This window comes from Streptomyces lushanensis (genome assembly GCF_001700515.1).
Classification (GTDB): domain Bacteria; phylum Actinomycetota; class Actinomycetes; order Streptomycetales; family Streptomycetaceae; genus Streptomyces; species Streptomyces lushanensis.
The window spans coordinates 1-10,608 of the sequence record NZ_MAUD01000137.1; the positions used below are offsets into that span (position 1 = coordinate 1).

The window sequence follows — 10,608 nt, forward strand, 5'->3', positions numbered from 1 at the left end:
GCCCGACCCGCCGGATCAGCCCGACCCGCCGGATCAGCCGTTCGGGGCCGGGCGGTCCGTCGTTCCCTCGTCGGGGGAGGGCCGTGCGGTGTTCGGTTCCAGCGGGGGTGCCGTCAGACCGCAGTGGATCTTGCATTCGGGCTGCTCGACCGGCGCCTTGGGGTTGCGTACCGTCGCGAAGGCGATCAGCGCGCCCGCGACCAGGATGCCCGCGCACAGCGGCATCGCGCGGTCGAAGCTGGCGCCGAACTGGGTCGCCGAGCGGTACGCCTCCGGGCCCAGGCCCGTCAGCAGAGGCAGGGCCGCGACCGCGAGCAGACCGGCCGCGCGGGCCGCCGCGTTGTTGATACCGCTGGCCAGGCCCGCCCGCGCGGTGTCCACCGAGCCCAGCACCGTCGCCGTCAGCGGCGCGACCAGGGTCACCATGCCCATCCCCATCACCAGCAGCGCGGGCAGCACATCCGGAAGGTACGAGGCGCCCCGGCCCACGCGCAGCATCAGCAGCATGCCCCCGGCGCACAGCAGCGGTCCCACGGTCAGCGGAAGCCGCGGTCCGGTCCTCTCCCCGAGCGCCCCGGAGCGCGCGGAGAGCAGCAGCATCAGGACGGTCGTCGGCAGCAGGGCCGCGCCCGCGCCCAGCGCCGAGTACCCCACCACCACCTGGAGCTGGAGCGCGGCGAGGAAGAAGAAACCGCCGAACGCCGCGTACACGCACAGCGTCACCAGATTCACCGCGGTGAACTGGCGGGAGCGGAAGATCGACGGCGGCAGCATCGGTTCCGGGCGCCGCCGCTCGACCGTCACGAACGCCACGGCGACCGCCGCCCCGAGCAGCCCGAACCAGATGTCCTTGCCGATCAGCGCATAGGTGATCAGCGCCAGCCCCACCGCGCCGAGCACGGCGCCCAGAGCGTCGAAGCGGCCGTGCGCCGCCGGATCCCTGGACTCGGGTACATGGCGCAGCGCCACCGGCGCGCAGATCGCCGCCAGCGGCACATTCAGCAGAAACACCCAGCGCCAGCCGGGGCCGTCGACCAGCCAGCCGCCCACGAACGGGCCGATCGCCGCCCCCACCCCGCCGAGCCCGGACCAGAGCCCGACGGCCCGGGCCCGGTCGTCCGGATGGAAGCTCGCCTGGATGATCGCGAGCGAGCCCGGCACGAGCAGCGCGCCACCGATACCCTGCACGGCGCGTGCGGTGATCAGGATGGCGGCGTTCGGCGCGATCCCGCAGAGCAGCGAGCCGAGCGCGAACCAGACCACGCCGAGGACGAAGATCTTCCGCCGCCCGTACCGGTCACCGAGCGAGCCGCCCAGCAGGATCAGCCCGGCCAGCGTGACCAGGTACGCGTTGACGGTCCACTGGAGCGACGCCAGATCCGCGTTGAGCGACCTCCCGATATGGGGCAGCGCGACATTGACGACGGTGGAATCGAGCAGAGCCATGCTCGAACCGAGCACCGTCGTCAGAATGATCCAGCGGCCCTGGGCCGAGGACAGCCTGATTTCCATACGGGGATCATCCTCGCCCGGACGCACCTGGGCGAGCCGGCTGCCGTCATCACTCCTGCCGGATCCCGCACGGACCGGTCTCCGGCACGGCTCGGGCCCGGCACCGGAGGAGGTGCCGGGCCCGAGCGCGGAAGGCCCCGCGCGGGAGCCTCTCGGTCGCGCCGCGCGCTTACTTGAGCTTCGTGCCCGTCGAACGCAGCGCACCACATGCCTCGGTGACACGCTTGGCCATGCCCGCCTCGGCCAGCTTGCCCCAGGTGCGCGGGTCGTACGTCTTCTTCGAGCCGACCTCGCCGTCGACCTTCAGCACACCGTCGTAGTTGGTGAACATGTGCGCCGCGACCGGCCGCGTGAAGGCGTACTGGGTGTCCGTGTCCAGGTTCATCTTCACCACGCCGTTCTCCAGCGCGGTGGCGATCTCCTCGGCCGAGGAGCCGGAGCCGCCGTGGAAGACGAAGTCGAACGGCTGGCTGCCCGCGGCCTTGCCGTACTTGGCGGACACACCGTCCTGAAGGTCCTTGAGCAGCTCGGGGCGGAGCACCACATTGCCCGGCTTGTAGACGCCATGGACATTGCCGAAGGACGCGGCCAGCAGATAGCGGCCCTTCTCGCCCAGGCCGAGCGCCTCGGCGGTGCGCAGCGCGTCGTCGACCGTCGTGTACAGCTCGTCGTTGATCTCGTGGCTGACGCCGTCCTCCTCGCCACCGGTCGGGGTGATCTCGACCTCAAGAATGATCTTGGCGGCGGCGGCCTTGGCGAGCAGGTCCTCACCGATGGCCAGGTTGTCGGCCAGGGTCTCGGCGGAGCCGTCCCACATGTGCGACTGGAAGAGCGGGTTGCGCCCGGCCCGGACCCGCTCGGCGGAGATGTCGAGCAGCGGACGGACATAGCCGTCGAGCTTGTCCTTGGGACAGTGGTCGGTGTGCAGCGCGACCGTGATGTCGTACTTCGCGGCGACCACATGCGCGAACTCGGCGAGGGCGACCGCGCCGGTCACCATGTCCCTGTTGTACTGACCGCCCAGGAACTCCGCACCGCCGGTGGACATCTGGATGATGCCGTCGCTCTCGGCCTCCGCGAAGCCGCGCAGCGCAGCGTGCAGGGTCTGGGACGAGGTCACATTGATGGCCGGGTAGGCGAACTTGCCTGCCTTCGCCCGGTCGAGCATCTCGGCGTAGACCTCGGGGGTTGCGATGGGCATCGGGCCGCTCCTTGTGATGTACGGGTGTGAGGTGCTTGTCCCTGAGTGGGGTCCCTGACCTGGGGGCGACGTCATCGTCTCCCCCATCCTTCCAGACTCCCGTACGGGCTCCACTCGGAGCCCGGCATCCGCGAGACCTCCGTACCACGGCGTGGCCCTGGGTGTTTCACGTGAAACACCCAGGGCCACGCCAAATGCCCAGCTCAGTGCCGATCTCAGGCCAGACCCAGCTCACCGGTCCCATAGACGGCGACATAGGTAAGTCCCGCCTCGGCAATGGCGGGAGCCGCGCCTCGCTCCACGATGACCGCGACCGCGACGACCTCGCCGCCGGCCTCCCGTACCGCCTCGACCGCCGTCAGCGGGGAGCCGCCCGTGGTCGAGGTGTCCTCAACCACCAGACAGCGGCGGCCCTTCACGTCCGTGCCCTCGATCCGGCGCTGAAGACCGTGTGCCTTCTGCGCCTTACGGACGACGAACGCGTCCAACCGCTCTCCGCGCGCGGCCGAGGCATGCAGCATCGCCGTGGCCACCGGGTCCGCCCCCAGGGTCAGCCCGCCCACACAGTCGAAGTCCAGCTCGGCGGTGGTGTCGAGCATGACCTGACCGACCAGCGGCGCGGCCTGACCGTCCAGGGTGATCCGGCGGAGGTCGATGTACCAGTCGGCCTCGCGGCCCGAGGAGAGGACCACCTTGCCGTGGACCACGGCCTTGTCCTTGATCAGTTGCAGCAGCTCAGCCCGTGCGTCAGTCATGGCCCCGAGCTTATGCGGTCACCGGCACCCGCCCCGAGCCGTCCCCGGCCGGGCCGTCAGAGCCGTCGCCAGCTCCAGTTCGCCGTGATCTCCAGCGGTTCGACGGGAGTGACCAGCCGCGGTGCGGTGTTGAGCCCGTTCGGCGGGCCCGACTGCGGCTCCACACAGACCGCCTCGGCCTGCTCGTCGTAGACCACGACCCACTCGGCCCGGCTCGTGACCTTCAGCTCCAGCTCGTCCGGCCAGGTGAGCGTCACCTCCACACCGTCGGGCATGCCGAAGCAGTCGTCCCAGGGACCCGGGCGCGGTGTCACCCGGCGGCCGGTGGGCAGATGGTCGCTGCCGCGCTCCTCCTGCCAGTCCGGCGCGAAGTCGATACGTACATCGCTCCCGCCCAGATTGCGCAGGAACCACGGGTGCCAGCCGGCCTGCGCGGGGAAGGACGTGTCGTACGTCTCCACGCCCAGCGCCAGCGACAGCCCGTCCTCGGTCAGCTCGAAGGTCTGGGTGACCAGACCGCTGTACGGCCAGGGATCGACCAGGTCATAGGTGAACACCGCCTCGCTCCCGCCCACCCGGGCCGTACGCCAGGCCGTGTTCCTTCCGGTGCCATGGATCGCGTGGGGCGGGGAGTTGAGGGGCATCTGATGGACCACACCGCCGTTGCGGAACTGCCCGTTCTCGATCCGCCCGCACCACGGCACCATCGGGAAGCAGCCGTACCGCTCGCCCTGGCGCAGCAGTTCGGTCCCGCCGATCCGCAGACTGCCGATCCGGCAGCCGTTCTCCGGAGTGATGGTCAACTCGGCGTCGCCCGCCGCCAGTCGGATGCTCTCTTCGCTGCTACTCACACCCCCGACACTACTTGCGGCGGCGCAGTGCGCGCCCGACCACCACGGCGGAAGCGAGCGCGAGCGCGGCGGCCGGCGCGACCCACCGGAGCGTGGCTCCCGCGCTGCCGGAGTCGGGCGCGGGCACGGGCGCGTACCGGCCGCGCGGCGGCGCGTGGTCGACCTCCTCGGCGCTGCGGCCGATCATGGTGCGCCGGGCGTGCGCGGCCTCGGCGGGCGGTTCGTCGGGGACGAGGAAGCTCCCTTCGCCGGAGAACGTCTCCCCGTCGAGGGACGACGGCGGTGCGTCCACCTCGAAGACGGAGGCGTCCAGCTCGTCCTCCTCGTCGTCATCATCATCATCGCTGCGGTCGTCGTCGAGGTCATCGGCATCGAGGCCGTCGGCGTCAGGATCGTCGGCGTCCAGTCCACCGTCGCCGAGCACGTCGTCCACCGGCTCGTCGCCGTCCAGCCCGTCATCGTCCGGATCGTCTTCGAGTTCTTCGACGACGCTGTCCTTCTGATCGATGACGTCGTCGACATCGTCCGGCTCCCGGTCGGCATCAGCGGCCTCGGCGAGCCCGGGGGTGTCCGATCCCTGGGCGTCCGACCCCAGGGCATCTGCCCCGGATGTGTCTTGCGGCTTGGCCTCCGACTGCGGCCTCTCCGGCGTCTCCGCTGCCTCCCGCGGGAGGGACACCTCGCCCAGCCGCGCCGCCAGGCGGTCCAGCAGCCTGCGCGCCGCCGCCGTCACCGTCTCCCCGGGCAGCTCCGCCAGCCGGCCCTCCGCGCGCGACGCGCCCGTGAAGATGAGCGTCGTACCGCCAGGGGCCTCGGCGAGCCGGAGCGCGAGCGTCAGCTTGGCGGAGCCCGTGCCACGGGCCTCCGTGCCCTCGCCCTCGGCGGTGAAGACACCGTCCCGTTCGGCGAGTGCCAGCGCGCCGCGGTAGGTGATCGTATGGCCGCCGATCCGGACCTTGAGACGGCCGGAGAGCGGCTCCGCCGACTCATCGGCGTCCTGCTGGAGTCCCGGGACACAACGGGCCACCCGTGAGGGGTCCCGCAGCGTCTGCCGGAGAGCCTCTGTCACCACCGGAACGAACACCTCATGCTCCATGGAAACCGAGCCTACTCAGCCCCGGCGCCGGAAGCAGGGTTCCAGGTCCTGTCCGGTCGGATTCACCGGCGTCCCGCCCGGCCCGCCGCCCGCTCCCTCACCCGTCGCACGGCCGGCCCACCACCGGTCGGCGCACACACGTCGTTACCGGCCGCCGCACACAGATCACCACCGGCCCCACCCCCGCCTCACTCCGTGTACCTCGGATGCACCAGCGTCGACGGCGGCAGATCGGGTATCCGCGTGCGCTCCACCCCCCGCGCGCCCGCCGCCAGCAGCGGCATTCCCAGGGACCGCAGCCGAGGCGCGTCGGCCGCGAGGCCCAGCCGGGGCCGGTTTCCCAGCTCCGCCAGCTCGAAGCCCCAGTCCGACAGCGCGGGCGTGCCGTCCTTCACCCGGTCGGGTCCCGCGGTGAAACCGGAGGGCGAGCCCGTCGCGCTGTAGGGAGTGGTGCCGAAGCCGGCCGCGCGCAGTGTCGCGTCGACCGTCCAGTACGTACGCGGCTGGGACGTGGGCGAGCCCGCGTGCACCGCCACCCGCCCGCGGTCGGTGAGCACCCGGGTGGCCAGGCCGTAGAACTCCTCCGAATACAGCTTCGTGCTGGCCGTGATGCCCGGGTTCGGCAGATCCGAGATCACCACGTCGTACGTCCGCTCCGGCGCCGCCCGCAGCCATGTGAACGCGTCCGCGTGGACGGCCCGCAGCCGCGAGTCGTCGTACGCGTGCCCGTTCAGCGTGGCCAGCGCCGGGTCCGTACGGGCCAGCCGGACGACGCCCGGGTCCAGTTCGACCACGGTGACCGCGCGGACGCCTCCGTACCGCAGGACCTCACGCGCGGCCAGCCCGTCGCCCCCGCCCAGGATCAGGACGCGCGCGTGCGGCCCGCGCATCGCCGGGTGCACCAGCGCCTCGTGATAGCGGAACTCGTCGCGCCCGCTGACCCGCAGCCGCCCGTCCAGATAGAGGTCCAGCGGTCCGTCCCGGCCGCCCGTGAGCACGACCTCCTGGACATCCGTGTGCACGGCGACCCGCACCCGGTCGCCGTACACCGCGCGCCGCGCCGCCCGCTCGAAGTCGTCGACCAGCACGGCCGCGGTGGCCAGCACGGACAGGACCAGGACATTGACCCCCACCAGCAGCCAGCGCGAACGCGGCGTCAGATCCCGCCGGAAGAGCCACAGGACCAGCGCGCCGCCCGCCACCGCGTTGACCGCGCCCGTCAGCAGCGCGCCCGTGAGCTGGCCGAGCCAGGGCAGCAGCAGAAACGGGAAGGCGAGCCCGCCGGCCAGCGCGCCCACGTAGTCGGCGGCGAACAGATCGGCGACCGTCCCCTCCGCGTCCTGCCGGGAGAACCTCTGTATCAGCGTCATCAGCAGCGGGATCTCGGCGCCGATGAGGATGCCGATGGCCAGCGAGAAGCCGACCAGGGCATGACGGGACTCGCCCATCCAGACGAAACTCCCGTACAGCACGAGCGCCGAGCAGCCGCCCAGCAGCGCGAGCGCCGCCTCCAGCAGCCCGAAGCCGACCGCGGCCCGGCAGCGCAGCCGCTTGGCGAGCAGCGAGCCGACGCCCATCGCGAAGACCATCACCGACAGGACAACGGACGCCTGGGTGACGGAGTCCCCGATCAGATACGAGGCGAGCGCGACCAGCTCCAGCTCGTACACCAGCCCGCACGCGGCACAGATGAAGACCACGGCGAGAATCAGGAAACGTCCGGCATCCGCGCGCACGGGCAGCCGTTTCTCACCCTGGGACGGCGAGGACGCGGCTTGCTCGATCATGTCCGTAACGCTACGTCACGAATTCATTGCGGTTTGTCACCCACACGGGTGTAACTACAGCACCGCAGGCATACGCACGCCAACTCGTGTGCGCGTCACGACGAGCTGCCCCTCCTGGGGGTACGCGTGCCAGGTACGCCAGTGGACCTGGCCCTCGTCGCGCTGCGCCAGCATCGCGGTGAAGGCGTACGGAGCGCCGGGAAAGATGCCCGCCAGCCCGTTCGGATGGTCGGCGACCAGCGCGAGCAGCTCCTGCGCGCGCCCCGCGAACGAGCCGTGCGAGAGCGTCTCGACGCGCGCCGCGAATTCGTACTCCCAGTCCCCGAGCCGTTTGGAGACACCGAGCGGCAGCGGTGTGCTGCTCCCGGGGATACAGGCGACGGTCTCGGAGCAGGTGCCGCGCTCCTCCTCCAGTAACACCTGGTGGGAGGCGCCGAGGAGGCGGAGCTGGAGTCCGGCGCCGTCGAGTTCGAGGTCGAGGACGGCCAGGGCGGGGAGTGGGTCCCGGCCCAACGCCCAGGCCAGATCGGCGGCACGGGAGTCGGTGTAGGCCGTATTGAGATTGGTGAGCATGGGCAGGCTCCGCTAACACGCTTGACGGGTGGACCGGGACGACCCGGACGATGAGCGGGAACTTGTGGGGGGAGATCGCCGGCTCGGCTCCGCGTGAGGTCCGAGGGCTGGAAGCTCTCAACAGCGAGGGAATCACGAAGTACGCGGCGCTCACAGCGCTTTTACCCAACTTGGCAGGGTTTTCCATCCGCTCGGGGGCCATGCAGTTCAACTGTTCAACAAAAGCGACGGAGACCGGTGTCGAAGGGCCTCCAAACGGTCAACATGGAGATGCCCGGCGGGAGTTCGTTCCCCGCCGGGCATCGTCGGCACCGCGGACCGGCTGCCCCGTGTCAGCCGCCTCCGCCGCCGCATCCCCCGCCGCCACCGCACGACGAGCCTCCTCCGCAGGAGGAACCGCCGCCGCACGAACTGGACGAGCCGCCGCACCCCGCTCCGGCACCGCCGCCCCCGGCCCACCAACTGCCTTGGGAGCGGCGCTTGGCGCCCCTCTTCTTCTTCATCGAGACGCCGCCGGTGGCACGGCCGCCGACCGTGGCACGCGCCGCGCCGCGGCGCCGCCTTCGCGCCGCGCCCCCGTTGCCCACGCTCGCCACCAGCCCGACGAACGCGATCGCCACCATGACCACGACGACCGCCAGTCCCACACCAGCCATCGACCCCACCGTCCTTCTGTTCCCCCGTGGCGAAGCCCGCCGCGCTCCCTCGCGCGACCTCATCGCTTCATTGCTTCGTGCTTCGTGCTTCGTGCGCTTCGTGCTGCGGTGCTTCGCGCTTCTTGCTTCGTGCGCTTCGTTCATGAACCTCGTGCGTGACTGGGATGTCCCCTCGGCGTCCGCGGCGCAAAGCTGACTTGAGCAACTCCAGAGGTTCGGCACAGGATGACCGCCATGACCAAAGAATGGCTCGGCGGCACGACGATCTTCGCGGAGATGTCGGCGCTGGCGGTACGGACCGGAGCGATCAACCTCGGCCAGGGCTTCCCCGACACCGACGGTCCGGAGGAGATCAGGGAGGCCGCGGTCCGCGCGCTGCGCGACGGGCGCGGCAACCAGTACCCGCCGGGCCCGGGCGTACCCGAGCTGCGGACGGCCGTCGCCGAGCACCAGCGGCGCTTCCACGGCCTGACGTACGACCCCGACACCGAGGTCCTCGTCACGGCGGGCGCCACCGAGGCGATCGCCGCCGCGCTGCTCGCGCTGGTCGAGCCGGGCGACGAGGTGATCGCGCTGGAGCCGTACTACGACTCGTACGCGGCCTGCATCGGCATGGCGGGCGGCACGCGCGTCCCGGTCACCCTGCGCCCCCACGACGGCGCGTACCACCTGGACCCCGGCGAACTGCGCGCCGCCGTCACCGACCGCACCCGGCTGATCCTGCTCAACACCCCGCACAACCCGACCGGCACGGTCCTCGGCCGCGAGGAACTGGCGGCCGTCGCGCAACTCGCCGTCGAACGCGATCTGCTCGTCGTCACCGACGAGGTCTACGAACACCTCGTCTTCGAGGGCGAACACGTACCCGTCGCGAGCTTCCCGGGCATGCGCGAACGCACCCTGACGATCAGCTCCGCCGGCAAGACGTTCTCCTTCACCGGCTGGAAGGTGGGCTGGGTGACCGGAACACCGGCGCTGGTGACGGCGGTGCGGTCCGCCAAGCAGTTCCTGACCTATGTGGCCTCGGGGCCGTTCCAGTACGCGATCGCGGAGGCCCTGCGGCTGCCGGACAGCTATTTCGAGGGGATCCGCGCCGATCTTCGGGCCAAGCGCGACGTGCTCTCCGCGGGTCTCGCGGCGGCCGGCTTCGAGGTCTACCGCCCGGCGGGCACCTACTTCGTCACGACCGACATCCGCCCCCTCGGCGCGAGCGACGGCTTCGCCTTCTGCCGCGCCCTGCCGGAACGCTGCGGGGTGGTAGCGGTCCCCAACGCGGTCTTCTACGACCACCGCGACGAGGGCGCGCCCTTCGTGCGCTTCGCCTTCTGCAAGCGGAGGGACGTGCTGGAAGCAGCGATCGACAGACTGTCCGGCCTGCGAAAAGGCTGGTGATCAGGTCGTCGGCCGACGCACCGGGACACGGGCGGAGCCCGGTGGGGCCGTGATCGTGGTGATCGCGGCCCGGCCGGGCTCCTGTCGTTCCGCGGGTGCCTGGGCGTGGCTCAGACGTCCTCGGGCTTCTCGTCGCCCGGCTCAAGGCCGAACTGCTCCACGAGCCACTTGTCGAACTCGATCGAGGCCCGCACCCAGCTCACCGTCGACGACACGAAGTGCTCCAGGCTGACACCCATGCCGATCAGCATCTGGGCCTCGCCGATGAGCCGGACGGTGGGCGGGCCGTCGCCCTCCTCGTGGACGTGCGTGTAGACCTTGGGCCACAGCGTGCGACGGTTCCAGTCGTCGATCGCGTCCAGGACCTTGGACTTGTCAGAGATGGGGTGCGGCCGGTCGTAGAACGTCCGCACCGAGAAGACCTGCTGGTCCTCCTCACCGCGGAACATGAAGTACGTACGGAATTCCTCCCACGGCGCCGCGAGGTCACCCTCGTCGTCGACGACGTACTTCAGCTCCATCTGTTCGAGGAGCTGCTTGACCAGATCCTGATCAGGGACGACGGGGCCCGCCGGTCCTGCACCCTGCGGTTGGGGCTGGCCCCCGAAATTCGGAATCGAGGACGGGTCGATGCTCACCGTGTATTTCCCTTCGTACGGTTCCTGCCATCCTCCCCCATCCCCCGAGGGCCCTGGCAACCCCGGCCACCCTTCAGCGGGTCACGGGTTCGCCATCCGGTCCGTGAGCCGCCGGACACCCGTCGGGGGATCCGGACCGTGTTGCGC

At 70.9% G+C, this 10,608-nt stretch carries 10 protein-coding genes; 1 reads left to right on the forward strand and 9 read right to left on the reverse strand.

Annotation, left to right across the window (positions count from 1 at the left end; translation table 11 throughout):
• Positions 1-33: 33 nt before the first annotated feature.
• From BFF77_RS12950 to BFF77_RS33215, 8 genes are all read right to left on the reverse strand, one after another.
• Positions 34-1,512 carry an MFS transporter gene (locus tag BFF77_RS12950; protein ID WP_066948097.1) on the reverse strand — a complete coding sequence of 493 codons (1,479 nt, stop codon included), beginning with the start codon at positions 1,510-1,512 and terminating at the stop codon, positions 34-36.
• Positions 1,513-1,681: 169 nt separating this feature from the next.
• Positions 1,682-2,713 carry a class II fructose-bisphosphate aldolase gene (gene fbaA, locus BFF77_RS12955; protein ID WP_066948071.1) on the reverse strand — a complete coding sequence of 344 codons (1,032 nt, stop codon included), beginning with the start codon at positions 2,711-2,713 and terminating at the stop codon, positions 1,682-1,684.
• A gap of 215 nt (positions 2,714-2,928) precedes the next feature.
• On the reverse strand, positions 2,929-3,468 hold the full coding sequence (gene pyrE / locus BFF77_RS12960) for an orotate phosphoribosyltransferase (protein WP_066948074.1): 540 nt from the start codon (positions 3,466-3,468) through the stop codon (positions 2,929-2,931).
• Positions 3,469-3,524: 56 nt separating this feature from the next.
• Entirely contained in the window at positions 3,525-4,319 is a 795-nt protein-coding gene (locus tag BFF77_RS12965) for an aldose epimerase family protein (RefSeq protein WP_066948077.1), read from the reverse strand.
• A 10-nt stretch (positions 4,320-4,329) separates the two neighbouring features.
• A complete protein-coding gene (locus BFF77_RS12970) occupies positions 4,330-5,388 on the reverse strand; it encodes an SRPBCC domain-containing protein (protein WP_342671230.1) in 1,059 nt (352 codons plus the stop codon).
• Positions 5,389-5,603: 215 nt separating this feature from the next.
• Entirely contained in the window at positions 5,604-7,202 is a 1,599-nt protein-coding gene (locus BFF77_RS12975) for a polyamine aminopropyltransferase (protein WP_066948081.1), read from the reverse strand.
• Between the two features lie 54 nt (positions 7,203-7,256).
• A complete protein-coding gene (locus BFF77_RS12980) occupies positions 7,257-7,775 on the reverse strand; it encodes a DUF2617 family protein (RefSeq protein WP_066948084.1) in 519 nt (172 codons plus the stop codon).
• 332 nt (positions 7,776-8,107) lie between these two features.
• Positions 8,108-8,431, reverse strand: a complete 324-nt coding sequence (locus BFF77_RS33215) for a hypothetical protein (protein ID WP_079125109.1) — start codon at positions 8,429-8,431, stop codon at positions 8,108-8,110.
• A gap of 234 nt (positions 8,432-8,665) precedes the next feature.
• On the opposite strand from BFF77_RS33215, the gene BFF77_RS12990 reads away from it, so the two are divergent.
• Positions 8,666-9,823: a pyridoxal phosphate-dependent aminotransferase gene (locus BFF77_RS12990; RefSeq protein WP_245703395.1), complete on the forward strand. Its 1,158-nt coding sequence runs from the start codon at positions 8,666-8,668 to the stop codon at positions 9,821-9,823.
• Positions 9,824-9,933: 110 nt separating this feature from the next.
• On the opposite strand, the gene BFF77_RS12995 is transcribed toward BFF77_RS12990, so the two are convergent.
• Complete coding sequence (locus BFF77_RS12995; RefSeq protein ID WP_066948094.1) at positions 9,934-10,461, reverse strand: YbjN domain-containing protein; 528 nt, start codon at positions 10,459-10,461, stop codon at positions 9,934-9,936.
• Between the last annotated feature and the right edge of the window lie 147 nt (positions 10,462-10,608).